This is a genomic window from Streptomyces sp. N50 (genome assembly GCF_033335955.1).
Lineage (GTDB): Bacteria > Actinomycetota > Actinomycetes > Streptomycetales > Streptomycetaceae > Streptomyces.
Genome location: NZ_CP137549.1, coordinates 69209 through 93245, shown reverse-complemented (window position 1 = coordinate 93245; position 24037 = coordinate 69209). Strand labels below are relative to the sequence as shown.

General features: G+C 70.9%; 21 protein-coding genes. 11 read left to right on the top strand and 10 right to left on the bottom strand.

The annotated features are described in order from the left end of the window. Positions 1 to 76: 76 nt before the first annotated feature. On the bottom strand, positions 77 to 712 hold the full coding sequence (locus R2B38_RS00435) for a TetR/AcrR family transcriptional regulator (RefSeq protein WP_318014363.1): 636 nt from the start codon (positions 710 to 712) through the stop codon (positions 77 to 79). Between the two features lie 135 nt (positions 713 to 847). Between R2B38_RS00435 and R2B38_RS00430 the strand changes: the two genes are divergently transcribed. From R2B38_RS00430 to R2B38_RS00410, 5 genes are all read left to right on the top strand, one after another. After that, the gene (locus tag R2B38_RS00430) at positions 848 to 1993 is read left to right on the top strand and encodes a VOC family protein (protein WP_318014362.1); all 1146 of its coding nucleotides are present in this window, start codon (positions 848 to 850) and stop codon (positions 1991 to 1993) included. Then, entirely contained in the window at positions 1990 to 2928 is a 939-nt protein-coding gene (locus tag R2B38_RS00425) for a fumarylacetoacetate hydrolase family protein (RefSeq protein ID WP_318014361.1), read from the top strand. The genes R2B38_RS00430 and R2B38_RS00425 overlap by 4 nt, the downstream gene beginning before the upstream one ends. Positions 2929 to 2947: 19 nt before the next feature. After that, positions 2948 to 4546, top strand: coding sequence for a bifunctional 3-(3-hydroxy-phenyl)propionate/3-hydroxycinnamic acid hydroxylase (locus tag R2B38_RS00420; RefSeq protein ID WP_318014360.1), 1599 nt, complete (start codon positions 2948 to 2950; stop codon positions 4544 to 4546). Continuing rightward, on the top strand, positions 4543 to 6549 hold the full coding sequence (locus tag R2B38_RS00415; RefSeq protein ID WP_318014359.1) for an acetoacetate--CoA ligase: 2007 nt from the start codon (positions 4543 to 4545) through the stop codon (positions 6547 to 6549). Before R2B38_RS00420 ends, R2B38_RS00415 begins: the two co-directional genes overlap by 4 nt. Before the next feature lie 69 nt (positions 6550 to 6618). Then, positions 6619 to 8157: an MFS transporter gene (locus R2B38_RS00410; RefSeq protein WP_318014358.1), complete on the top strand. Its 1539-nt coding sequence runs from the start codon at positions 6619 to 6621 to the stop codon at positions 8155 to 8157. A gap of 550 nt (positions 8158 to 8707) precedes the next feature. Here R2B38_RS00410 and R2B38_RS00405 read toward each other — a convergent pair. Beyond that, positions 8708 to 10363: a hypothetical protein gene (locus tag R2B38_RS00405; protein WP_411978415.1), complete on the bottom strand. Its 1656-nt coding sequence runs from the start codon at positions 10361 to 10363 to the stop codon at positions 8708 to 8710. Between the two features lie 221 nt (positions 10364 to 10584). Between R2B38_RS00405 and R2B38_RS00400 the strand changes: the two genes are divergently transcribed. Together R2B38_RS00400 and R2B38_RS00395 are read left to right on the top strand one after the other, a co-directional pair. Beyond that, a complete protein-coding gene (locus tag R2B38_RS00400) occupies positions 10585 to 11265 on the top strand; it encodes a response regulator transcription factor (RefSeq protein WP_318014356.1) in 681 nt (226 codons plus the stop codon). After that, positions 11252 to 12736 carry a HAMP domain-containing sensor histidine kinase gene (locus R2B38_RS00395; RefSeq protein WP_318014355.1) on the top strand — a complete coding sequence of 495 codons (1485 nt, stop codon included), beginning with the start codon at positions 11252 to 11254 and terminating at the stop codon, positions 12734 to 12736. The genes R2B38_RS00400 and R2B38_RS00395 overlap by 14 nt, the downstream gene beginning before the upstream one ends. 31 nt (positions 12737 to 12767) lie before the next feature. Here the strand turns inward: R2B38_RS00395 and R2B38_RS00390 are convergent, their stop codons facing one another. The 7 genes from R2B38_RS00390 to R2B38_RS00360 are packed head-to-tail and all read right to left on the bottom strand — an operon-like array spanning position 12768 to position 19346. Then, positions 12768 to 13355 (bottom strand): helix-turn-helix domain-containing protein, encoded by a 588-nt coding sequence (locus R2B38_RS00390; RefSeq protein WP_318014354.1) that lies wholly within the window; start codon positions 13353 to 13355, stop codon positions 12768 to 12770. A 32-nt stretch (positions 13356 to 13387) separates the two neighbouring features. After that, positions 13388 to 14560 (bottom strand): pyridoxal phosphate-dependent aminotransferase, encoded by a 1173-nt coding sequence (locus R2B38_RS00385; RefSeq protein WP_318014353.1) that lies wholly within the window; start codon positions 14558 to 14560, stop codon positions 13388 to 13390. A 27-nt stretch (positions 14561 to 14587) separates the two neighbouring features. Next, positions 14588 to 15373: an SDR family oxidoreductase gene (locus R2B38_RS00380; RefSeq protein WP_318014352.1), complete on the bottom strand. Its 786-nt coding sequence runs from the start codon at positions 15371 to 15373 to the stop codon at positions 14588 to 14590. Between the two features lie 49 nt (positions 15374 to 15422). After that, a complete protein-coding gene (locus R2B38_RS00375) occupies positions 15423 to 16418 on the bottom strand; it encodes an allophanate hydrolase (RefSeq protein ID WP_318014351.1) in 996 nt (331 codons plus the stop codon). Continuing rightward, a complete protein-coding gene (locus tag R2B38_RS00370; RefSeq protein WP_318014350.1) occupies positions 16415 to 17149 on the bottom strand; it encodes a 5-oxoprolinase subunit B family protein in 735 nt (244 codons plus the stop codon). Before R2B38_RS00370 ends, R2B38_RS00375 begins: the two co-directional genes overlap by 4 nt. Positions 17150 to 17156: 7 nt before the next feature. Then, positions 17157 to 17963 carry a 5-oxoprolinase subunit PxpA gene (locus R2B38_RS00365; RefSeq protein ID WP_318014349.1) on the bottom strand — a complete coding sequence of 269 codons (807 nt, stop codon included), beginning with the start codon at positions 17961 to 17963 and terminating at the stop codon, positions 17157 to 17159. 27 nt (positions 17964 to 17990) lie between these two features. Further along, on the bottom strand, positions 17991 to 19346 hold the full coding sequence (locus R2B38_RS00360) for an MFS transporter (protein WP_318014348.1): 1356 nt from the start codon (positions 19344 to 19346) through the stop codon (positions 17991 to 17993). 303 nt (positions 19347 to 19649) lie between these two features. Here R2B38_RS00360 and R2B38_RS00355 point away from each other — a divergent pair, with 303 nt between their 5' ends. Together R2B38_RS00355 and R2B38_RS00350 are read left to right on the top strand one after the other, a co-directional pair. Then, positions 19650 to 20285 (top strand): RraA family protein, encoded by a 636-nt coding sequence (locus R2B38_RS00355; protein ID WP_318014347.1) that lies wholly within the window; start codon positions 19650 to 19652, stop codon positions 20283 to 20285. Further along, positions 20285 to 21391 (top strand): D-2-hydroxyacid dehydrogenase, encoded by a 1107-nt coding sequence (locus R2B38_RS00350; protein ID WP_318014346.1) that lies wholly within the window; start codon positions 20285 to 20287, stop codon positions 21389 to 21391. Before R2B38_RS00355 ends, R2B38_RS00350 begins: the two co-directional genes overlap by 1 nt. Before the next feature lie 129 nt (positions 21392 to 21520). Here the strand turns inward: R2B38_RS00350 and R2B38_RS00345 are convergent, their stop codons facing one another. Then, complete coding sequence (locus tag R2B38_RS00345; protein ID WP_318014345.1) at positions 21521 to 22138, bottom strand: TetR/AcrR family transcriptional regulator; 618 nt, start codon at positions 22136 to 22138, stop codon at positions 21521 to 21523. Positions 22139 to 22287: 149 nt separating this feature from the next. Here R2B38_RS00345 and R2B38_RS00340 point away from each other — a divergent pair, with 149 nt between their 5' ends. Together R2B38_RS00340 and R2B38_RS00335 are read left to right on the top strand one after the other, a co-directional pair. Then, the gene (locus R2B38_RS00340; protein ID WP_318014344.1) at positions 22288 to 23211 is read left to right on the top strand and encodes an NAD(P)-dependent oxidoreductase; all 924 of its coding nucleotides are present in this window, start codon (positions 22288 to 22290) and stop codon (positions 23209 to 23211) included. Beyond that, entirely contained in the window at positions 23208 to 23990 is a 783-nt protein-coding gene (locus R2B38_RS00335; protein WP_318014343.1) for an enoyl-CoA hydratase/isomerase family protein, read from the top strand. The genes R2B38_RS00340 and R2B38_RS00335 overlap by 4 nt, the downstream gene beginning before the upstream one ends. The last annotated feature ends 47 nt before the right edge of the window (positions 23991 to 24037 follow it).

Genomic DNA, 24037 nt, shown 5'->3' with positions numbered 1-24037 from the left:
GTTCGCTGTTCCTCGCGGGACGGACTGTGCGTTCACCACGACGGAATCGAGCCCGCCGTGCGGCGGTGCCGACCACTCAGCCCAGATCGGGCAGCGGTCGACGGGCGACCTCGTGGGCGTCATCCGGTGGTACGCCCAGCATGCGCAGGACCATCTCGGCGAGATCGGTCGCGGCCTCGTCACCGTCCAGTTCGGGGCGGGCGAACCGCAGCTCCACCAAGGACAGCAGGGTCCCGCCCAGCGCGGAGAGGGCCACGACCGGCTCGACGTCGGTGAAGCGGCCTGAGGCGATGCCGACCTGAAGATCGCGCAGCGCGCGGGTCGCCAGGCCGTTGTCCGAGTAGAGGTGGCCGAGGCCGCGCCGGCGCAGCACCTGCATGAGCTCCGGGTGGGAGTCGGCCATGCGGGCGCTGAGCCGGAAGCCGGCCGTGACGAGTTCCGCGGGGTCGTCGATCCCGTTCAGCCGCTCGTCGAAGGTCTGGCCGAATTCCTCCAGGGCGTCCACCACCGCTGCCTCGAACAGCTCCGTCTTGGACTCGAAGTGGTTGTAGAAGGAGCCGAAGCCGACGTCGGCGCGTTCGGCGATCGCCTGGATGCTGACGCTGGTGTCCCCGGTCTCGGCGAGTATCTGCCGGGCGGCTCGGACGAGCGCTCCGCGGGTTTCGGCGCGGCGGCGTTCGAACCGGTTGCTGGGCGGGGCTGAGGTGGACATGGGCCGAGTCTAGCTGCGGTTCCAGGGCCACCACAGTTCTGATGAATCCATCACTTACTCTTGCTCCAGCTATTGACGATGCTTCCGTCAAAGCTGATGATTTCCTCATTACGGCAATGTTGCTCGGAGGGCACCATGTCTGACACACGCGTGGCCGAAGCCGCCGTCGCGACGCCCCACCAGGACCTTCACAGCGAGCAGGGCGCCCTGCGCGGCGAACGCCCCGGCCGGTCCCGGAACCCCGTGATCAAGGTCGCCGACCTGGCCTGGCTGGAGTTCGAGAAGCCCGACCTGGACCGGGCCGAGGTCTTCGCCCGTGACTTCGGCTTCGGTATCGCGGCCCGCACGGATCGGGAGCTGTGGCTGCGGGGCACGTTCGCGGGCTCGCCCTGCATGGTGATCCGGCGCGGTTGTACGTCCCGTTTCATCGGCCCGGCGTTCCGTGCCGCCGAGCGGGCCGACCTGGACCGGCTGGCCCGGGCGACAGGGACGGACGTACGGGACGCGGACGTGCCCGGTGGAGGCAAGGCGGTCGGTCTGCTCGACCCGTCCGGCTTCCCGGTGCGGGTCGTGCACTGTGCCGAGGCCCTGCCGGCGCTGCCCGGGCAGCAGCCGCTGCTCCTCAACTTCGGTACGGATCACCGTCGTACGAACCGCACGCAGCGTCCGCCCCGCGAGCCGTCCCGGATTCAGCGACTGGGCCATGTGGTGCTGGAGACACGGGTGTTCGGCCGGGCCCTGGACTGGTACCTGGACACGCTCGGGATGATCGTGTCCGACTTCCTGTTCCTGGACGGTCAGCGCGAGCGGGGTCCGACGATGGCGTTCATCCGCTGCGACCTGGGCGGCGTACCGGCCGATCACCACACGCTGGCCATGCACCTGGGGCCGGGGACGGGGTATGTGCACTCCGCCTATCAGGTCACCGACCTGGACTCGATCGCCGCGGGTGGTGAGTACCTCAACGAGCGTGGATACAAGCGCAGTTGGGGCATCGGCCGGCACATCCAGGGCAGCCAGCTCTTCGACTACTGGCGCGACCCCGACCAGTTCATGCTGGAGCACTTCGCCGACGGCGACCTGTTCTCCCACGACGTCGAACCCGGCTGGGCACCGATGTCGGCGAGCGGGTTGGCCCAGTGGGGGCCGCCGGCCACCCGTGACTTCCTGGGCACCAGTCCGTCCCCCGCCAAGGTCCGCGAGGTGCTGCGTGCCCTGCGCGGCGACAACGAACTCGATCCCGCACGTCTGCTGGGCCTGATGAAAGCGATGAACTCATGAGCACCAACGTCCTGCGCACCGCCGACGGTTGGTGGGTGGTGCGCGACGCGCGCGCCGTCCGCGTCGACACCAAGGCCGTCACCACCGCCGAGCTGCTGGCCGACCGGGCCGCTGTGAGCGAGGCCGCCGGCTCAGGCGAGGCAGGTACCCCCGTGGCCGATCTGGTCGCCCTCTCCCCGGTCACCACGCCCTGCCGGGTGGTCGCCCAGATGGTCAACTACCGCAGCCACGCCCGCGATTCGGGCTTCACCGGCGACATCCCGCCCGCCTTCTTCCGCAAGGCGTCCGGCTCGGTCAGCGGCCCCGGCGGCGCCATCGTCCGGCCGTCGCATGTGAACTTCCTCGACTACGAAGTGGAGTTGGGCCTCGTCATGGGCGCGCCCCTGCCGGTGGGCACCGTCGTCGAGGAGCGGGATCTGCCGTCGTACGTCGCCGGGCTCGTCGTCACGAACGACGTCAGTGCGCGCGACGTGCAGCTGACCAAGACGCAGTTCTACGAGAGCAAGTCGTACCCCACCTTCACGCCGACCGGCCCCCACCTGGCGCTGCTGGAGCCGGAGGACTTCGGTCATCTCCTCGATCTGCGGCTGAGGTTGAGCGTCAACGGCGAGCTGCGTCAGGACCGCACCCTCGCCGACATGATCGTCCGCCCGGCGCAGGCCCTCACCCTGCTGGCCCGGTTCCAGACCCTCGACCCCGGCGACCTGCTGCTGACCGGCACACCCGGCGGCACGGCCCTGAAGGCCCCGCCCAAGGCGGTCGAGAAGATCGGCGCGCTGCTACCGCCCGCCGTGAAGTGGAAGGCGTTCTTCAAGACCCAGGCCAAGAACCCCCACTACCTGCACCAGGGCGACGTCGTCACCGCCACCATCGCCACCCCGGACGGCCGGATCGACCTGGGCGAGCAGCGCACGCCCGTGGCCGACGCGAACTGAGACCCGAAGTGAGCCGCACATGACCGCCGACCAAGCCGCAGGACCGGACTCCGCCGAGCACGTGCCGGTCGTGATCGTCGGAGCCGGGCCCGTGGGGGTGACCGCCGCCCTGCTGCTCGCCCGGCACGGGGTGAGGACCGTAGTCCTCGAACGCCACCACGACGTCTACCCCCTGCCCCGTGCCGTCGCCACCGACGACGAGGTCCGCCGCATCCTCCAAGCCGCCGGAATCGCCGACGAGTTCGCCGCCGTCGCCCGCCCCGCGCGCGGACTGCGGCTGCTGGACGCCCGCCACCGCGTGATCGCCGAATTCCGGCGCTCACCGCAGGGCCACCACGGCTACCCGCAGACCAGCATGTTCGACCAGCCCGAACTGGAACGGCTGCTGCGCGAGGCGCTCGCCCGCCGACCGGAGTGCGAGCTGCGGGGCGGAGCGGAGGTGACGGCGGTCGGACAGCGCGGCGACGGGCCGGTGCGTGTCGCCTACCGCGACGACGACGGCGAGCACCTGCTCCTCGCGGACGCCGTCCTCGGCTGCGACGGCGCGGGCGGTCTCATCCGCGACGCCATCGGCGCGCGGTGGGAGGACCTTCGCTTCGAGGAACACTGGACCGTCATCGACGTGACGACGAAAGCCGCCGTCCGCTGCTGGGAAGGCGTCGACCAGGTCTGCGACCCGAACCGCCCGGCTACCTTCATGCGCATCGGCGAGGACCGCTACCGCTGGGAGTTCCGGCTGGGGGAGGGGGAGGACCTCGACGCCGAGCGGCTGCGCGAGCTGGTCGCCCCCTGGATCGACATCTCCGGCAGCGACGACTTCCACGTCATCCGGCAGGCGCAGTACACCTTCCGGGCCCGGATCGCCGACCGCTGGCGCCGGGGCCGCGTCTTCCTTCTCGGCGACGCCGCCCACCTCACCCCGCCGTTCGTCGGACAGGGCCTGTGTTCGGGTCTGCGCGACGCGCACAACCTGAGCTGGAAACTCGCCCGCGTCCTTCAACAGGGCGGCGACGAGCGGCTGTTGGACACCTACGAGCGGGAACGCAAGCCGCACGCCCGCCATCTGATCCGCCTCGCGGTCGCCACCGGCTGGGCGATGACCGGTGGCCAGGACCGCGCCGCCGCACTGCGCCGCACCGCCGTCGCCACGGTCTGCCGCATACCGGGGGTGACGGGCAGGGCGAGCCGGGATCTCGGCCGTCCGCTGTCCGCCGGTCCGCTGACCCGCCGCAGCCGACTCGGCGGCACCTCGTGCCCGCAGCCCCGGGTGACGACCGAGGACGGACAACACCTCCGCTTCGACGACGTCCTCGGCGACTCCTTCGCCGTGCTGACCGCGGTGCCGCTGCCGCCCGCACTGCGCGCGCTCACCGACGGACTCGGCGCCCAGGTCGTCGACGTCCACGAGTCCGGCGACGACGGCACCCTCGCCGCCTGGCTGCGCGCCGGCCACGCCGACGCCGTCCTGCTGCGCCCCGACCGCGTCGTCCTGGACGCCGTCCCGGCGGGCGGCGGCGACTTCACCGACACCGCCGCCTGGGCGCCCCTGCTCTGCACCACCCGCGGGCCCGTCGAACAGCCCGCGTCCACCCCGCTGCCGAGGAGCACCGCGCGATGACCACGCCGTACGCGAACCCGTCCTGGACCCCCGACCCGGAAGCCGCCGCGCGCAGCCGGATCGCGGACTTCGGCCGCTGGGCCGCCCGGCACCAGGGTGTCGAAACCGACCTCACCGACTACCCCACCCTGCACCGCTGGTCGGTCACCGACCTGGAGGGCTTCTGGGGCGCGGTCTGGGAGTACTTCGACGTCGACGCGGACACGCCGTACCAGAGGGTGCTGGCCGACGAGAGGATGCCCGGCGCCCGCTGGTTCCCCGGCGCCACCCTCAACTACGCCCACCACGCCCTGCGCAACCTCGTGGACGACGACGTGGCGATCGTCGCTCTCGACGAGACCGGTTCCGGGTACGAGGTGACCGGGAAGCGGCTGCGCTCGCAGGTCGCTTCGGTCGCCGCCACCCTGCGCGACCTGGGAGTGGGCCAGGGCGACCGGGTCGTCGGATATCTCCCCAACACCCCGCACGCGATCGTCGCGTTCCTGGCCGCCGCGAGTCTCGGCGCCGTCTGGTCGGTGTGCGGGCAGGACTACGCCCCCACGGCCGCCGCCGACCGCTTCGCGCAACTCGAACCCACCGTCCTGATCGCGGCCGACGGCTACCTCTTCAACGGCACCACCTACGACCGCCGCGAGGCCACCCTCCAACTGGCCCGCGTCCTGCCGACGTTGAAGGCCACCGTGCTGGTGGACCACGTGGGGCTGCCGGGGCTCTCGTCGAACTACCCGTCGCTGGTCCTCCCTTGGGAGGAGACGGCGACGCGCACCGAACAACTCACCTGCACGCCCGTGCCGTTCGACCACCCCCTCTGGGTCGTGTTCTCCTCCGGCACGACCGGCTTGCCCAAGGGCATCGTCCACGGCCACGGCGGCGTCCTCCTGGAGCACCTGAAGACCCTCGGCCTCCAGTCCGACCTGGGCCCCGGCGACCGCCTGCTCTGGTACACCACCACCCACTGGATGATGTGGAACCTCGTCGTCTCCACGCTCCTGACGGGTGCCACGACCTGCACGTACGACGGCAGCCCCGCCCTGCTGACCCACCCCGACATCCTCTGGCACCTGGCGGCCCGGCACCGCGTCACCCTGTTCGGCACCAGTCCCCAGTACCTGCTGGGCATGGCCAAGTTCGGCATCGACCCGTCGGTGCACGACCTGTCGTCGATCCGCGCGGTCGGCTGCACCGGCTCCGCGCTGCCCGCCTCCGCCTACCCCTGGGTCGGCGAGCACCTCGGCGCACACGTCCAGCTCGCCTCCATCAGCGGCGGTACCGACGTCGTCTCCGGCTTCGCCGGCGGAGCACCCACCGTCCCCGTACGGGCCGGCGAGCTGTCCGCGCCCTACCTCGGCGTGGCGCTGGCCGCGTACGACGAGGAGGGCCTGCCGGTCGTGGACCGGGTCGGTGAGCTGGTGGTGACCCGCCCGATGCCGTCGATGCCGCTGTACTTCTGGAACGACCCCGACGGCAGCCGCTACCGCGACGCCTACTTCTCCACGTACGACGGCGTGTGGCGGCACGGCGACTGGATCACCCTCACCTCTCACGGCTCGGTGATCGTGCACGGCCGCTCCGACTCCACCCTCAACCGCAGCGGCGTACGTCTGGGCAGTGCCGACATCCACGACGTGGTCGAGCGGCTGCCGGAGATCACGGAGGCGCTGGTCATCGGCGCGGAGGAGCCGGACGGCGGGTACTGGATGCCCCTGTTCGTGGTCCTCGCGGCCGGTACCGAACTGGACGACGCCCTGCGCGACCGCATCCGCGAGGCCATCCGCACCGGCGCCTCTCCCCGGCACGTCCCCGACGAGATCATCGAGGTGGCGGGCATCCCGCACACCCGCACCGGCAAGAAGCTGGAGGTCCCGGTCAAACGCCTGCTCCAGGGCGCCCCGGTCGACCAGGTCGTCAACCCGGCCGCCGTGGACGCCCCAGACCTGATCGAGTACTACGCCCGTCTGGGCGTCGAACGTCGCGCTCAGCGGCGCGGTAGTCGTCAAACTTGATAAGTTCCTCAAGATTTCCGTACCCGCTCGCCTGGCTCACCGTCCGACCCAGCACTCACCGAGGCCCCCATGACCACCACCCCCCACACGGAGACGGCCCCGTCCGTCGCCACCGGCCGCGCCGGAACCCGCGGTGTCCTGTTCGCGATGTGCCTTTCACTCGTCCTGGTCGTCGCGTCGGTCTCCGCTCTCAACCTCGCCCTGCCCGACCTGGCCATCGACCTGTCGGCCTCCAACAGCGCCCTGACCTGGATCGCCGACGCCTACACCGTCGCGCTGGCCGCGTTCGTGCTGCCGCTCGGCGCGACCGGGGACCGCCTCGGCCGCCGCAACGTGCTCGTCGTCGGCACCGTCGTCTTCGGCGCGGCCTCCCTGGCAGCCTCCTTCGCCGACTCCACGACCACCCTCATCGCCTGGCGGGCCGTCATGGGCCTCGGTGCCGCGATGATCATGCCGGGCACGCTGTCCACCATCACCGCCGCCTTCCCGCCCGAACAGCGCGCCAAAGGTGTGGCCACCTGGTCCGGGTTCGCCGCCGCGGGCGCCATCATCGGCATGCTCGCGGCAGGTGCACTGCTGGAGCAGTTCTCCTGGCGGTCGATCTTCGTCGCCAGCGCCGCCGTCGCGCTGGCCGCAGGGCTTGGCGCCGTCCTGCTGGCCCCCAACACCAAGGACGCCCATCCGCACAGGCCCGACGTGGCCGGCGCCGTGACCACGGCCCTGGCCATCGGCACCCTCGTGTACGCCATCATCGAGGGCAACGAGCGGGGCTGGACGGAACCGGTGGTGATCGGCGCCTTCGTCGTCACGGCCGTGTCCTTCGCCGCCTACGCCTACCTCGGCCTTCGCACCGAACACCCTCTGCTCGACCCGGCCCTGTTCGGCATCCGCGGCTTCCGTGCGGGTGCCATCACGGTCCTGGTGCAGTTCATGGCCGTCTTCGGCTTCTTCTTCGTCGGTCTGCAGTACCTCCAACTCATCCTGGACTACAGCCCGTTGAAGGCCGCCGTCGCCCTCGTTCCGGTCGCGCTTGCGGTACTGCCCATCTCCCTGCTCACCCCGCGCCTGGTACAGCGGGTCGGCATGAAGGCCGTCATGTCCGTCGGCCTGCTCCTGCTCGCCGCCGGCCTGTTCCTGATCTCGTTCCTCGACGTCGACTCCGGCTACCTGCCCTTCCTCGGCGGCCTGGTCCTGGCGGGCTTCGGCATCGGCCTGAGCGGCGCCGTCGGCACGGCGGCCATCACCGGCTCCCTCGGAAGGGGACAGCAGGGCGTCGCCTCGGCCATGAACGACACGACCCGCGAGGTCGGTTCGGCGGTCGGCATCGCCCTCATGGGTTCGATCTACGGCAGCCACTACCGCTCCTCGCTCCCCGACTCGGTCGCCCAACTCCCCGCCGGCGCGGCCGAGTCCGTACGCCACTCGGCAGCCGCCGGCCTCCACGTCGCCGACCAGCTCGGCGCCCGGGGCACGACTCTCGCCGACGGCGTCAAGTCCGCCTTCATGGACGGCTTGTCGGCCTCCCTGATCGCGGTGAGCGTCGTCGTACTCGCCGCTGCGGTCGGCGCCCTGTTGCGAGCACCGAAGACACCGCCGACGGCCGACTGACCCTGGATTTTCGTGTGAAGGCGGAAGACCGGGTCCTGGCCTCGGTGGCTCCCGCCTGCGGTTCGTGCTGATGGTGTACGAACGCGATGTCCCAGCGCTGCCAGCGTCTGACGGTGATCTACATGCCGCGCCTCGATCTCCCCGAGGGGCAGAAGGCGGTCGCGGCATGCGGTAGCGGCTCGTTCGCCGGGGCCCATGGTCGTCGATGAGGCGTCGGTGGTGGCCGTACAGAGCTATCTGCCCGACGAGCAACTCGCCCTCCGGGGCTGCGGAGTGACGACGGGACTCGGCGCTGCCCTCCCCACCGCGGACGTGGTGGAACCCGGGTCGACTGTGGCCTTGTCGATTCGATCCCGTTGGTTGTGCTGGGCGCGATCGAGGAATTCGGACCTGACCGAAGCATGTTCGCCAGCATCTTCATGGGTACCTCCCGGCGAGACTGGCAGATGGCGTCTGACCTGTGTCTGTGCTGGTCAGACAGGTTCTGTCGGCTATCGGTCTTGGTGGTCCGCGGTGGTCGGGAGCGGGTTGTGGCGGGGCTGATGCTGACTTAATGCTGACTTTGATGACGGGTCGTCAGGCGTCCTGGATCGGTTGGGCGAGGGATGGTGCGAGTGCCCCTATGGCAAGTATCGACCTTGCAGGAGTGAAGGTCACGGGCTCGGACACTCCGGGTGTGCCAGGCCGCCCACGGGGAGCAGAGCCGATTCGCGGTCTGTGAGGGCGTGATCCTGAGGGCGCCGACCTGGCCCAGGACGCCCGGGCCGCCGGATCCAGGACAGGCCTTCGGAGACGGGGTGTGGTCTCGGACGTAGACGGTGATGCGCGCGCCGTTGACACGGGTTGTCCCGTGCTCGCGAAAGCAGCGCCGCAGGGTGCTTGTTTTCGCCTCCTCCTGTGGGTTGGCCGGGGCGTGCGTATCCGCCGGGTCGCGGACCGCGACGATCCGGTCGAAGCGCAGCATGCGTGCCGCTATCCGCTGGGCGGGAAGCTCGACTCCGGCAAGCGTGTTCGACGAAACGGGGTCCTGTGCCAGGGCGAGATCCGTCAGGAGACGGGTGTCCTCGGGGTTCGCCGCGGTCAGGATCCGGTGCCGGCCGGGGAGGTAGAGCAGCCCGTCGCCGGGTCGGCCCTCCTCGCGTACGGCGGCGCCGATGGCCGTGACGTCATTGCTCCGGCTCTGGGGCGTCCGCAGCGAAAGGCTCGTCGGGACGAGCGCGGCCAGTACGGCGACCGCCGCGATCCAGGCGTAGTGCGACGACCGTCGCCGCCGGAGGAACCCGAGGAAGAGGTCCGTCCAGGCGCCCAGCAGCAAGGCGATTCCGATATTGCTGGGGACGACATACCGGTCGACGAACAGGGGCTTGACCAGCGAGGCGGTCAGCAGCAGAAGGCCGGGAAGCACGAGAATCGGCACGGCCAGAGCGGAGAGCCGCACGGGTCCCCCCGCCCCCAGAGGCCTCCTCCCCTTCACGGGTGCCAGGGCACACACCACGCCCACGACCGCCGCCACCAGGAAATAGTCGGGCCGCACCGGTCCGCCGATCCAGGACACCTGCGCCGACTGCCCCGCACTGAGGACCGCCAGCGGCGACAGCCCGGCCACGACCCCCGCGGCAGCCGCACTCCACGCCCTCAGCACCGGTCGTGGAACGCGGGAGACGACCAGGGTGACGCCGTGTGCGAGCAGGGCGAGGACCGCGAACTCATGGAGCAGACAGGCCAGCAGCATGGTGGAGCCGTAGACCGCCCACCGCCACCACCGTCGGCGACCGCGGTGCGGGACGCTGACCACCAGCGCGTAGGTGGCCCAGGTGACCAGGGCGCAGACCATGGCGTACGAGCGGCCTTCCTGCGCGTACTTCTGCACCTGGGGAAGGACCGCGAACACCAGCCCGGCCAGCAGCCCGGCTCGGGGTCCCGCCAGGCGTAGGGCCAGCAGCCCGACTCCGCTCGCCGCCGCGGACATCGCCAGCACGGACGGCAGCCGTAGCGTCAGCAGCCCGCCGCCGAAGAGACCGAAGAGCTCGTGCATCACGGCGTAGTAGAGGGCGTGGACCAGATCGATGTGCTGGGCGGTGCGCCATATCTGCGGGAGATCGCGGTGCGCGAGCTGGTAGGTGGCGGACTCGTCGCCCCACATCGTGTTGTCCCTGCGGATACCCCAGAGTCCCAGCGCGATCGTCAGCAGCAGGGGCGCGATCACGACAACGGCCTCGGCCGGGCTCGGTGACGGTGGGCGGGTGGCTACCGGGGCAACCGTCCTGGTCCCGGCGGGGGCACGTTCATCAAGGGACATCGGCGGCAGGGCCTTTCAGCGGCGGCGAAGAAGTTCCGCCAGCGTGCCGGGGCCCCGTTGACCAACTGCTGATCCAACCTGACCGGGCGATCAGGAAGGCGGGCCGGCCCTGTGCGAGGCTGCACCGCATGCGCATCCTGGTGGTCGAAGACGAGGTGGACCTCGCCCATACCCTGCACACCGGTCTGACCGCCGAGGGCTACAGCGTCGACCTCGCCCATGACGGCCGGCAGGGGCTGTGGATGGCCCGGACCGGTGAATACGCCCTGGTCGTACTGGACTTGATGCTTCCGGGACTCAACGGCTACAAGGTCTGCGCCCAGTTGCGCCGGGAGGGCAACGCGACGCCGATCCTGGTCCTCACCGCCAAGGACGGGGAGTGGGACCAGGCGGAGGCCCTGGACACGGGCGCCGACGACTACCTGGCCAAGCCCTTCTCCTACGTGGTGCTCGTCGCACGGCTGCGGGCCCTGGTCAGACGGGCGGCGACGGTCGCCCCGCCGGTCCTCGCCGTGGGCGACCTCTCCCTGGATGTCGCCGGCCGGGTCTGCCGCCGGGCCGGGGCCCGGGTGGAACTGACGCCCCGGGAGTTCGCCGTGCTGGAGCTGCTGGCCCGCCGGGCGGGCCAGGCGGTCTCGAAGGGGGATCTGCTCTATCACGCGTGGCCCGACGAGGCCCTGGATCCCAACCTGGTGGAGGCGCGCGTGAGCGCACTGCGCAAGAAGGTGGACTCCGCGTTCGGCCGACGGTCCCTGGAGACCGTACGGGGCACCGGTTACCGGCTGGTGGACGACCGTGACCGCGACTGAGCCGCGACGCCGCTGGTGGCGGATCGCGCCGCGTTCGGTACGCGCACGCACGGCCCTGGCCGCCGCCTCGGCCGCCGCCGTCATCCTGGTCGGCATCGGCTGGTGGCTGCACCACGACGTCTACCGTCAGGGCACGAGGATCGCCGAAGTCCAGGCCGAGCAACAGGTGTGGGCCCTCGTCGACGAGCTGAACGGGGGTGTGGTTCCCGCTCGCAGAGGCACCGTGCTGCCGTACGAGGTCGTCGCGACCGGCCGGCGTACCGCTGTCGCGTACGGCGGCGGCATGGAGGCCCTGGCTCCCGGCATCCGCCATGTGCTGCCCACGCCATCGGACGTCAGGGAGCCCGGACTCCTGACGATCCGTCCCCTCCGCATACCAGCGCGCGACTCGACCGTCAGGGACAGATTCGGCATGGCCGGCAAGACCCGCACGGTCATGTTCGCCGATGTCGGCGCCGGTGGACTGAGCACGGACCAAGCCGCCGCTCTGGGCGTCGCCGCCGACTCCCACCTGCGGGTCTATGTCGTGGTGCTCCCGAAAACGGCCGAGGACATCGCCAGGACCACCGACCTCCTGCTGCTGCGGGCCGGGCTCGTCGGCCTCGTACTGATCGGCGCCGCCGTGTACTTCACCGTCCGCAGGTCGCTGCGGCCGGTCGAGGCCATCCGCGTCCTCACCGCCTCGGTCACCGCGAACGACCCCCGCGAACGCGTCACGGTCCCCGCCACGGGACACGAGATCGCCGCCCTGGCCACCACCATCAACAGCACTCTCCAGCGGCTCGACGACGCCGCCGACCGGCAACGCCGCTTCGTCGCGGACGCCGCCCACGAACTGCGCAGCCCCCTCACCACCCTGCTCGCCAGCCTGGAAGTCGCGCTCGCCTACCCGGAACGCACCGACTGGCCCGCCGCGGCCACCACCGCCGCACGGCAGACCCGCCGCCTTCAGGCCCTCGCGGAGGACCTGTTGCTCCTCGCCCGGCTCGACACCCGCACTCCCGCGGCCGACCCCGACACCGTCGACCTGGCAGCCCTCGCCTCCCGGCTGAGCGAGCAGTACCCCCTCGCCGAACGGCCGTTGACCCTCACCTGCGACAGCACCGACCCCGCCCCCGCACACGGAGACCCCGACGCATACGAACGGCTGCTGCGCAACCTCGTCGACAACGCCGCCCGCCACGCAGCCCACCGCATCCAGATCACCGTCCGGAACGAGGACGACTGGGTCGTCCTCACCGTGCACGACGACGGACCGGGCGTGCCCGCCGAGGACGCCGAGCGCATCTTCGAACGCTTCGTCCGGCTCGACGACGCCCGCTCCCGCGACCATGGCGGGACCGGCCTGGGCCTCGCCATCGCCCGCGACCTGGCCCACCGCCACCGGGGCACCCTCACCCTCGCTCCCCAGACCCTCGGAGCATGCTTCCGGCTACGTCTTCCCCGAGCCTCCACGCCGGCCGGGAACTGACCCACAGGCCCCGCCCCCGACCAGGCGGACGTCAGTCGTACTTCCGGTCAGGTGCTGTGGACCAGCCGATGAGGGCGCCGCGCAGTGCGGCCACGAGGCGGGATGCCGCTTCGTCCTCGGTGCGACCGCTCTTGATGAGGTCGAGGATGTCGCGGGGGTCGAACAGGGCGTTCCACAGGTACAGCGCCTCGTCGCCGAGGTCGCCGAGGCCGAGGTCCTCGGTGGTCTGGCGGAGGGGTTCGATCAGTGCCTCGGCCTGGGGAACGAGGTAGCCGGTGTTCTCGCGCAGCCGTTCCAGATAGCCGCGGTGCGAGCGCATCTGGGCCATCGCGCCGCCGTGTTCGAGGACGAGCGACACCCAGTGGCGGGACACCGCTTCGAGGCGCTGCATGCCCCGGGTGGTCTGCTCCGCGCTGAAGTCCCGCAGTTCCGAGCCGACTTGGGCGCGGAAGGCGTGCAGGACGTCCTCGACGGAGGAGAAGTGCCGGTAGGCCGTCGCGGTGGACACCTCGGCGCGCCTGGCGATCTCGGTCAGGCTGACCGGCGTCGGCGAGTTCTCGAACAACTCCGCGGCGGCCTTGATGAGTTGCCTGCGGTTGCGCTGGGTGTCACTGCGCATGGGTCGACTCCCCGTTCGCGTCGCGGCGGTGTTCACCGCAGGGCCGAGAGGCCGTGGGCCAGACGACGGACGCCCTCGGTGATGGACTCCGCGTCGGCAGCGTACGACAGCCGCAGATGCCCCTCGCCCCGGGCACCGAACTCGCTGCCCGGCCGGACCGCGACGCCGTGGGTGCGCAGCGCCGCCACGACGTCCACCGAGGGCAAGTCGATGTCGTAGCGCGGGAATTGGTAGAACGCCCCCTCGGGTGCGCTCAGGGTGAGGCCCGGGACCTTGGCGAGTTCCGTCCGCATGAGTTCGCCGCGCCGCTCGTACTCCGCCCGCATCCGCGCGATGTCGGCGTCGCAGGTCCGCACCGCGGTGAGCGCGGCGTCCTGGACGACCGTGTTCACCGAGCCGTTGAAGGTGTTGTGGATGCGTGCGGCCGCCTGGATCAGGGGTGTCGGGCCCCAGAGGTAGCCGACGCGCCAGCCGGTCATCGCGTAACTCTTGGAGAAGGTCTGGCAGTAGACCGTACGGTCGCGCAGGCCGTCGAGGGAGATCGCCGAGGTGAACGGGCGGCCGGTGAAGTCGAGGTCGGCGTACGCCTCGTCGGAGATGACGAGGGTGGACGTGCCGTCCAACAGGTCGGCGAGCGCGTCGAGTTCGGCGCGGCTGTGCACGATTCCGGTCGGGTTGCCCGGGTTGCAGAAGACGAAGAGCTTCGCGTCGGCCAGGGCGTCGGCCAGGAGGTCGAGGTCCCAGTGCAGGTCGGGGGCGAGCGGGACGGGGACGACGACTCCGCCGGCCATGCTGACGAGGTCGGCGTAGAGGGAGTACGTGGGGTCGGGGACGACCACCCTGTCGCCGGGGTCCACGAGGGAGAGGATCGACGCGGCGAGACCGGCCGTGCCGCCCTGGGTGATCAGGATGTCGGCGGGGGAGACCGGTGCTCCGGCGATGCCGGCGAGCTTGTCGGCGAGCGCCTCGCGCAGGGCCGGTTCGCCCAGGAGCGGTGAGTAGTGGGTACGGCCGCCGCGCAGCGCGGCGAGGGCGGCCTCGGTCACCTGCTCGGGTGTGTCGAAGTCGGGTTCGCCCATGGCGAGGGAGACCAAGTCGCCACTGGACTGCGGCTGTTGGGTCCGGCGGGAGGCTGCGGTGATCCGGGCGACGGCCGCTGCGGGCGCGAACGACGACAGCGGGGTGGCGGTGACGGTGGAGGGCATGCGGTTCTCCTGGAGTGGCAGGGGGCGTCAGTGCTGGGGCGAGGCGTCGGCGGGAGCGCCCGCCCAGCGGCTGATCTCGAGGTCGGCCGAGGTGTCGCGTTGCCGGGTCGGGGCGACGACGATCTCCTGGAGGACGACCCGCTGGGGCAGGGTGATCGCGAGGTGGATCGCTTCGGCCACGTCCTGCGGCTGGAGCATGTTCGCGCGTTCCTCGACGGCGGGCGGCCGGGCGCGGTTGTCGAGGATCGGGGTGTCCGTCTCGCCGGGCAGCACGGTGACGGCCCGCAGCCCCTGGTCGCGGAAGGTGTTGTGCAGGAAGGTCATGAAGTTGCGGACGCCCGCCTTGGCCGCTCCGTAGGCCGCCCCGCCGAGCAGGTTCGGGTTGACGGCGGCGAGCGAGGAGACGGTGACGATCGTCCCGGCGTCGCGTCCGAGCATGTCGGGCAGGACGGCCTGGGTGAGCTGGAAGACCGCCGTGAGGTTCACGTCGAGGACCTGGCGCCATTCGTCGTGCGGCAGCCACTGCGGGTTGAGCACCGACGACGCGCTTCCCGCGTTGTTGACGAGGATGTCGACCGGGCCGAATTCCGCGTGGACCCGGTCGAGGACGCGGGTCACGTCGTCGACGCGGGTGATGTCCGCCGCGAGGGCGAGGGCCGTTCCTCCCTCGGCATGGATCGTGGCCTCGGCTTTGTGGAGCTCTTCCTGGCGGCGGCCGACGAGGACGACCGTGATGCCGTCCCGGGCGAGGAGGCGGGCCGCTTCGAGCCCGATCCCGCTGCCGGCGCCGGTGATGAGCGCGGTCCGCGTCACTGTGCTCCTCCAAATGAGACGTTCATATCAAGTGAGAATAGTTTCTCATCTATGGGTGGATCAAGTGCCCCGAGAAACCGAGCGCGCCGAACGCCTCGCCCGTCGCCCGCTCCAGCGCCCGCAACTCGCTCTCCCGCTCGGCGGACCGGCGTACCGAGGTCTCCCGGTCCACCCACCGGAACCGCAGTTCACGGCCGGGCCCGGCCTGTCCGAGCAGCGGGAGCGACGCCCGCGACGCGACCCCGACGATGGGGTAGCCGGCCGTCAGACTCCGGTACCGGCCCAGCACGATCAGCTCGTCCGCGTGCGGGATCTGCAGCGCACCGACCGGCACCCCGTGCGACACGATCTCGGCGTCCGTGTCCGGGTGCAGCACCGGTCCGTCGAGGCGCAGGCCGACGTGGTTCGAGCGAGTGGTGACGGTGTACGGCGATTGCGCGATCAGCTCTCGGACCCCGGGGATCGAGCGGGCGCCGTAGCTCTCGACGACGTCGATGACCCAGGGCCCCTCCGGGCAGCGCAGGACGGGCACGGGGAGCCGGAAGAGCGGGGGAGTGAAGTGGCTGTGCCCGAATCCGCGGAACCCGGACTCCAGCAGCACCCGCTGCCCGAGCTCCTGCGTGAATCCCATCCGCGGGTCCGGCGCGGCGCTGCCCAGCAGGGTCTTCGCGGCGAGCACACCGCTCACGGCGAGGTAGTTCCGGGCGCCGAGAGCCAGGTCGGCACGCACGCGGATCTCCTGGCCCGCAGGGACCAGTACTGGCGACCAGGTGTCGGCGGGTGCACCGGCGACGGTGACCCGGCAGGGAGCGCCGGTCACCGCGACGAGGACATCGGCGTCCGGCACGAAGGCCAGGTCGCCGCCGAGGTTCTCGATCAGGGTGGCGCCGCGCGGGTTGCCCACGAGGACGTTCGCCACGGCCGCCGAGTGCTGGTCGGCCGCACCGCCGGTGGGCACGCCACGGCGCTCGGTGTCGTGCCGGCCGAGGTCCTGGAAGGTCGTGACCCAGCCGGTGCGGGTGATGTCGAGGCCCACGGTTCTCATGCGGACACCTCCGTCACCGGGAGCAGGAAGCCCGCGTCCAGGGCCGCCGCCTCGTCCCGCGTGACCGGCACGAACCGCACGACGTCACCCGTGCCGAACGAGACGGGGTCGGGCCGGGAGATGTCGACGATGGTGTGCGGCGTACGGCCCACCACCCGCCAGCCGGTCGGGCCGGGGAACGGCTGGATGATCGCGTTGGTGCCCGCGATCATGAGCGCGCCGGGGGCGACATCGGTCCGCGGCTCGGCCAGCCGTCGTACCGGCCGCGGCACCAGAAGTCCGTCCATCATCGGGGCCATCGCCGCGCCCAGCAGCGAGATCGTGAACGTGGACTCCGCGATCGCCTCGACGACTTCAGAAGGGGCCACGCCCAACTCCTCGGCGACGGACGCCAGATCGGGCCCGGTCTCCTCGCCGAACACGACGGGCACCGCGAACCGCAGCGCCGTACGTGTCCGGAGCCGCTCCTGGACCGGCAGGCGTTCCGCGAGCAGCCGTACGGCGTACTCCACGTGCGACAGCGCGGTCTCCAGCGGGTCGAACTCGACGAGCAGCGACTCCAGACCGGAGACCACGTCGAGCACTCCCGGCGGGCGATGCGCCAGGAACCGTTCGCGGAAGGCGACGATCGCGGTGCGGCGGATCACCGGGTCGGGGTGGGGGATCGTCACCATCACCGCCGAGTCCCCGAAGGGCTCGACGGTGACGGCGGTGAACTGTGCGGCGGTCATGGGGAGTTCAGACCGCTGCCTTGGCCTTCTCGGCCAACACGTCTTTCAGCCCTGTGACGTTGACATCGGCCTTCTCCAACGCGGCCCGCAGCGCTGTGCCGTTGGCGAGCACGGTGGGGTGGTCGCCGTGCAGCAGCAGGACGTCCACGTCGTGGCCGAGCGGTACGACGTTGCCGTCCACCGAGCGCACGGTGCCCTCCCGGACGACCTGCGCGCAGCGTTCGCCGATGAGTTCGGGGTCGTAGATCAGACCCTGGGGGTGCGAGCGGGGGACGGGCATGCCGTCGTCGCCGTAGCCGCGGTCGGCGAGGAAGACGTAGCCGACGTCGAGGCCGCGCTTGGCCGACTCCTCGGCGAGCAGGCCGCGTTGACAGATGACGATGTACTCCTTGTTGTACGCGGCGATCGCGTCGGTGATGGCACGGGCGTGCTTGGCGTCGGTCTGCGCGATCGAGCCCATCCGGCCGTGCGGGGCGACATGGCTGATCGTGCCGCCGTGCACGCGGGCGAAGGCGTCGAGCGCGCCGAGCTGGTAGAGGACGTCGGTACGGATCTCCTCCTCCGACGCCTCGATGAGCCGGCGGCCGAAGCCGACGAGGTCGGGGTAGCCGGGGTGGGCGCCCAGTTCGATGCCGCGCTCGATGCAGTCGGCGACGGTCTTGTCCATGATGCGCGGGTCGCCGGCGTGGAAGCCGCAGGCGATGTTCGACGCGGTGACCAGGCCGAGCAGGGCCGCGTCGTCACCGATCGTGTAGTTGCCGAAGCTCTCGCCGAGGTCGGCGACGACGGCCACCGAGTTGATTCCGGATGCCATGGTGTCTCTCCCGAAGTGCGGTTCGGTTCAGTGGGCTGCGAGGGGCTGGCCCTTGGTCTCCCGCACGAACGCCAGGGTGACCAGGGTGATTGCGGCGGTGGTGATCGAGGCGAACGCGGGGATCAGGTTGGACCCGGTCGACTCGATCAGGTCGGTCATCACGAGCGGGGCGCTGCCGCCGAAGACGACGGTCGAGAGGCTGAAGCCGATGCTGTACGCCGAGTAGCGCACGCTGGTCGGGAACATCTCGGCGAGCACGGTGTGCACGACCGCCGCGTGCCCGGAGAAGGCGACGGCCAGGACGACCGTGCCGATACAGGCGAGCCCGAACCGGCCGGTGGTGATGAGCAGGAACATGGGGTACGACACGGCGGCCATCGCGATCGCTGAGCCGGCGAGGACGGGCTTGCGGCCGATCCGGTCCGACAGGCGTGCCATGAGCGGGATGCAGATCACGATGGCGACCAGACTGCACGCGGTGACCATGAGCGCCCGCACCATCGAGAAGTTGTGGTCGCCGAGCGAGGTCTTCAGATACGTCGGCATGTAGACGAACAGCAGGTAGTAGCCGGGGCCGTTGAGCGCGGGCAGGAAGATCGTGAGCGCGATCGCCTTCAGGTGCCGCTTCGAGGTCAGCGCCTCTCTCAGCGGGTTGCGGGCCACGGTGTTCTGCTCGCGCAGGGCCGTGAAGTGCGGGGTCTCCTCCAGCTTGCTGCGGATGTAGAAGCCGACGTAGCCGAGCGGTACGGCGAGCAGGAACGGCACCCGCCAGGCCCAGGAGGTCATCGCGTCGTCGCCGAGGGCCGTGATGAGGACGGCGGAGAAGGCGCTGCCGAACATCAGGGCCACGAACGAGCCGACCGCGATGAAGCTCATCATGTAGTTGCGGCGCGCGTCCGGCGCGTACTCGCCGACGAACGACATGGCACCGGCCACCTCGCCGCCCGCCGAGAAGCCCTGCAGCACCCGGAGCAGGACGAGGAGAATCGGCGCGCCCACCCCGATCGCGGCGTGGGAGGGGATGAGGCCGAGGGCGGCGGTCGCCCCGGAGATGAGCACCAAGAGGGTGGCCAGGAGCTTCTTGCGGCCGAGCTTGTCGCCGAGGTAGCCGCAGATCACGCTGCCGAAGGGCCGGGCGAGGAAGCTGACGAGGAAGCCGACGTTGGTGAGGAAGAGCCCGCCGGCGCCGGCGTCGCCCATGATGTTGACCGCGAGATAGGTGACGAGCAGGCCGTAGATGCCGTAGTCGTACCACTCCACGAAGGAGCCGATGGCGCCCGCGACGGTGGCCTTGCGGACCACCCCGTCCTGAGCGGCGACGGGGATGACGACCGGTGCCTCTGGCTGGTTTGCTGCGGAGTGGAGCCGATCTGACGTTGCCATAGCTTCAACTTTCGGTGTCGCGGACGGCCGAAGCGGTGTCCTGGGACCGGTGGAAAGGTGTCCTGGGGACGGCGGAGAGGTACTGCTCCAAGCTGCGACTCGAATCGCGAATGAGAATAGGTTCGCATTCTCGGGGTGGTCAAGGGCTGGAGTTGCATCGATGTCAACCTTGCGATTCCGCCATGTTTCCGTGTTCGTTGCAGCTGATCCGGTGGCCGTCACCCCTTGTCCGACTGCTGGGGGCGATGCACACTGGTTCATTGAAACGCGAAGTCTTTCTCATTTCCTGGAAGGGGATCTTTGATGACCCAGGACAACGTGCGTGTTCGCGCGGGGTGGGAACGTGTCGACCCGCAGGTGCTCGACCAGTTCCGCGAGCACTCCGTGGCCAACCTGGGCGACGCCCTCGACCGGCTGAATATCGTCGACGGGGGCATCGCGCCCGTCTGGACCGGGGCCAAGGCTGTCGGCACCGCGCTCCCCGTGCTCACGGTCGCGGGCGACAACAAGGCCGTGATCGCCGCGCTGGAGCACATCCGCCCCGGGGACATCCTGGTCATCAACGCCTTCGGCTTCGAAGGACGCGCCATCATCGGCGACAACCTCGCCCAGCGCTTCGACGTGTTCGGTGCCGTCGGCGCGGTCGTCGACGGCTATGTGCGCGACGGCGCGATCATCGAGCAGCTCGGGATCCCGGTCTTCGCGCGGGGGCTGACTCCCGCCGGTCCGTTCAAGAACGGACCGGGCACGATCGGCGAGTCCGTCGCCATCGGCGGGGTGGTCGTCGAGCCCGGGGACATCGTCGTCGCCGACGCCGACGGGGTGATCGTGATTCCCCCGCACCGCGCCGAGGAGGCCCTCGCCGCGGTCAAGGAGATCGTCGCGCGCGAGGCGGACCTCGACGCCGAGGTCGAGACGCTCCGGAGGAAGGCCGCCTGATGGCAGCGGAAGATCACCTGACGGCGGCGGGAAGTCACCTGACGGCAGCGGAACGGATCACTGGCCGGCTCCGGGTCGCGGTCGCCGCGCCGCTGTCGGAGGAGAACTGCGCCCGAACAAGGGAGTTGGAGCCCCGGATCGACCTCGTCGTCGACCAGTCGCTCCTCCCGCCGATGCGCTGGCCCGCCGACTTCGCCGGCGATCCGGCCTGGCGCCGCACGCCCCGGCAGCAACACTCCTACGAGGCGCTCCTCGACTCCGCCGACGCGCTGTACGGCATCCCCGACGTCGACCCGTCCGCGCTGGCCCGCACGGTCCGGGCCAACGCACGGCTGCGCTGGGTGCACACCATGGCGGCCGGCGGCGGCAGCCAGGTCAGGGCGGCGGGACTCGGCGCCGCGGAACTCGACCGGGTCGCCTTCACCACCTCGGCCGGTGTCCACGGACAGCCGCTCGCCGAGTTCGCCCTCTTCGGAGTCCTCGCCGGAGCCAAGGACCTGCCCCGCCTGAACCGCCAGCAGCGTGCCCGCGAGTGGAGCGGACGCTGGACGATGAAGCAGGTGAGCGAGCAGACCGTGCTCCTCCTCGGCCTCGGCGGGATCGGCCGGGTCGTCGCCGCGAAGCTGCACGCGCTGGGCGCACGGGTCGTCGGCACGAGCCGGAGGGACGTCACCGTCCCCGGTGTGTCCGAGGTGGTGAGCCCCGACCGGCTGGTCGAGGTGGCGCCGGCCGTGGACGCCGTCGTCAACACCCTCCCCGGGACGGAGGCGACCGAACACCTGCTGGACAAGCGGTTCTTCGACGCCCTGCGGCCCGGCGCGACCCTAGTCAACGTCGGGCGGGGGAACGTCGTCGACGAGGCCGCCCTGCTCGAAGCCCTCGACACCGGACAGGTGGGCTTCGCCGCGCTGGACGTCTTCGAGACGGAGCCGCTGCCCGCCGCCAGCCCGCTCTGGGACCACGACCAGGTGCTCGTGAGCCCCCATACGGCCGCGCTCAACGCGGCGGAGGACCGTCTCATCGCCGAACTCTTCGCCGCCAACGCGACCCGCCTCCTGGACGGAGACGGCCTGCTCAACCGGGTGGACACGGTCGAGTTCTACTGACATCCCTCTGGGGGCTGTGGTCCAAGGCGTCGTGAAGTCCCGGCAGCTGTTCACGTTTCGTGGCCTCTCGGACCATTGAATGCCGATAGGCGATATCGGAAACAGCGACCATCTCGTGGACGCCTGCGCTCAGTTGGCGCATGAGCTGCTGTCCGCCTCCCCGGTCGCCGAATCGAGGAGGGGGCCGAGTTCGCGGGCCACGGTCGTCAGGGCGCGGACGTCCTGCTCGGCCCGGGCGATGAGGATGGCCCCCTCCAGGGCGCTGATCATGAGCGTGGCTAGCGATCCCGCCCGTTTCGCGGGCACGCCCATGTCGGCCAGGGCTCGGGTCACCGGCCCGGTCCAGGTGGTGAACGCGTCGGCTGCGGCCTCCCGCGTGGAGGCGACTGTCTCCGCACAGTCCACCGTCGCGGCGGCCACGGGGCAGCCGCCCGCGAAACCCGCGCTCTCGTACTCGTCGGTCCACTGGCGCACCATCTCGCCGAACAGCCCGCTCGGCGTCGGCTCGGACAGCGTGTTGAGGAAACGGTCCACGCGCTTGCCCGCGTACCGGCCCGCCCAGCCGACGGCCTCGTTGACCAGCTGTTCCTTGCCGCCGGGGAAGTAGTGCTGGAGCGAACCGCGCGGCGCGCCCGCGTGGACGGCGACCTCGCGCATGCCGGTGGAGGCGACCCCGTCGCGCCGGATGAGCTGCGCCGCGCTGAAGACCATCCGATCGCGCGGACCGTGTCCGGACACCTCTGCCATCGCTCTCCCCGACCTCCGCCACCGTTCCGCACGCTGTCCAGGGCCCAGTCTATGACGACGGTCATAGACTGGATTACTATGACCGCCGTCATAGTCAGCGGCGGCGGACACGTTCCGGCTCCGCCGCCGGACGGGAACGGCGGTACATCGTGCGGTACGTGGGTTTCGTCGGCCTCGGGGTCATGGGGCAGCCCATGGCGCTCAACCTCGCCCGCGCGGGAACACCGCTCGTGGTCTGGAACCGCACGCCGGGCCGCTGCGAACCTCTGGCGGCCGCCGGGGCCGAGGTCGCGGCGGACCCCGCCGAGGTCTTCGACCGGGCCGACGACATCGTGTTCCTCATGCTGGCCGACGAGACGGCCATGGACGCGGTGCTCGGCCGTGGCACCGCGGACTTCGCAGTCCGGGTCGCCGGACACACCGTCGTCCACATGGGCACGACCTCCGCCGAGTACTCGGCCGGCCTCCAGGACGACATCCGGGCCGCGGGCGGGAGATACGTCGAAGCACCCGTCTCCGGGTCCCGAGTCCCCGCCGAACAGGGGAAGTTGGTGGGCATGCTGGCCGGGGACACGGACGCCGTAGACGTCGTACGACCGCTGCTCGCGCCCGTCTGCAAGGAGACGTTCGGCTGCGGCGCGGCACCGGGCGCCCTGCTGATGAAGTTCTCGGTGAACCTGTTCCTGATCACGCTCGTCACCGGACTGGCCGAGGCCTTCCACTTCGCGGACCGGCACGGGCTCGACCAGCGACTGCTCCGCGACGTCCTGGACGCGGGACCGATGGCCAGCTCCGTATCCAGGGTGAAGGGGCCCAAGCTGGTGACCCGCGACTTCACCGTCCAGGCGGCGGCCGCGGACGTGCTGAAGAACAACCGGCTGATCGCGGAGGCCGCCCGCGAGGCCGGACTGGCCTCCCCTCTCCTCGACGTCTGCCATGCCCTGTACGGCGAGACCGTCGAGCAGGGCTACGGCGGCGAGGACATGGTCGCCGTGGTGCACGCGCTGGAGGCCAGGACCGAGGGCGCCGCGGCAGGCGATGCCCGCACGCTCCCCAGGGAGGACCACGGATGAGCTGGACGATCGACCGGCACGGCCGGGTCGCCGTCGTGACGATGACGACCAACCCGGTCAACGCCCAGAACCGCGCCTTTTTCGCCGACCTGCACGAGACCTTCGACCGGCTCGAACGCGACCACGCCGAGTCTCCCGTCGTCCTGACCGGCACCGGCGCCCGGTTCTCCGCCGGCCTCGATCTCGGCGAGCACTTCCCGCTCTTCGCCGGCGACCCGGCGGCCGTAGCCGACTGGTTCCAGGCGTACCGGGCCACGAACATGCGCCTGTTCACCTACCCCCGGCCGACCGTCGCCGCGGTCAACGGGTACGCCTTCGCCGGTGGGCTGATCACCGCCGCCGTGTGCGACCACCGGGTCGCCGTCGCCGACGGTTCCGCGCGGTTCGGACTCAACGAGGTGCCGATCGGCATTCCGATGCCCGCGGTGTACGTCCGCATGCTCGCCCACGCCTGGGGCGACCCGGTCGCCACCCGCACCTGCCTGCTCGGGGAGATCTTCACCCCGGATCAGGCTCTCGCGCTGGGCATGGTGCACGAGTTGGCCCCGGCCGGGGAGCTGCTGGAACGTGCGATCGCCGTGGCCGAGCGGACACCCGAGGACTGCGTCGAGCAGTACGCGTTCACCAAGCGGGCCTGCCAGGCCGCCACCCTGCGCGACATCGCCGAACTCGCCGACCCGCTCGACACCGGACTCCCCGCCGGGATGACGAGCGACCGGGCCCGCCACGCACACCGGCGCTACTGGCAGGAGCTCAAGGGGCGCCCCGCCGAGTGGTGAGCCATGTCCGGGGATGTGCACGCCAACTCACTTGCCCTGCAGGGAGG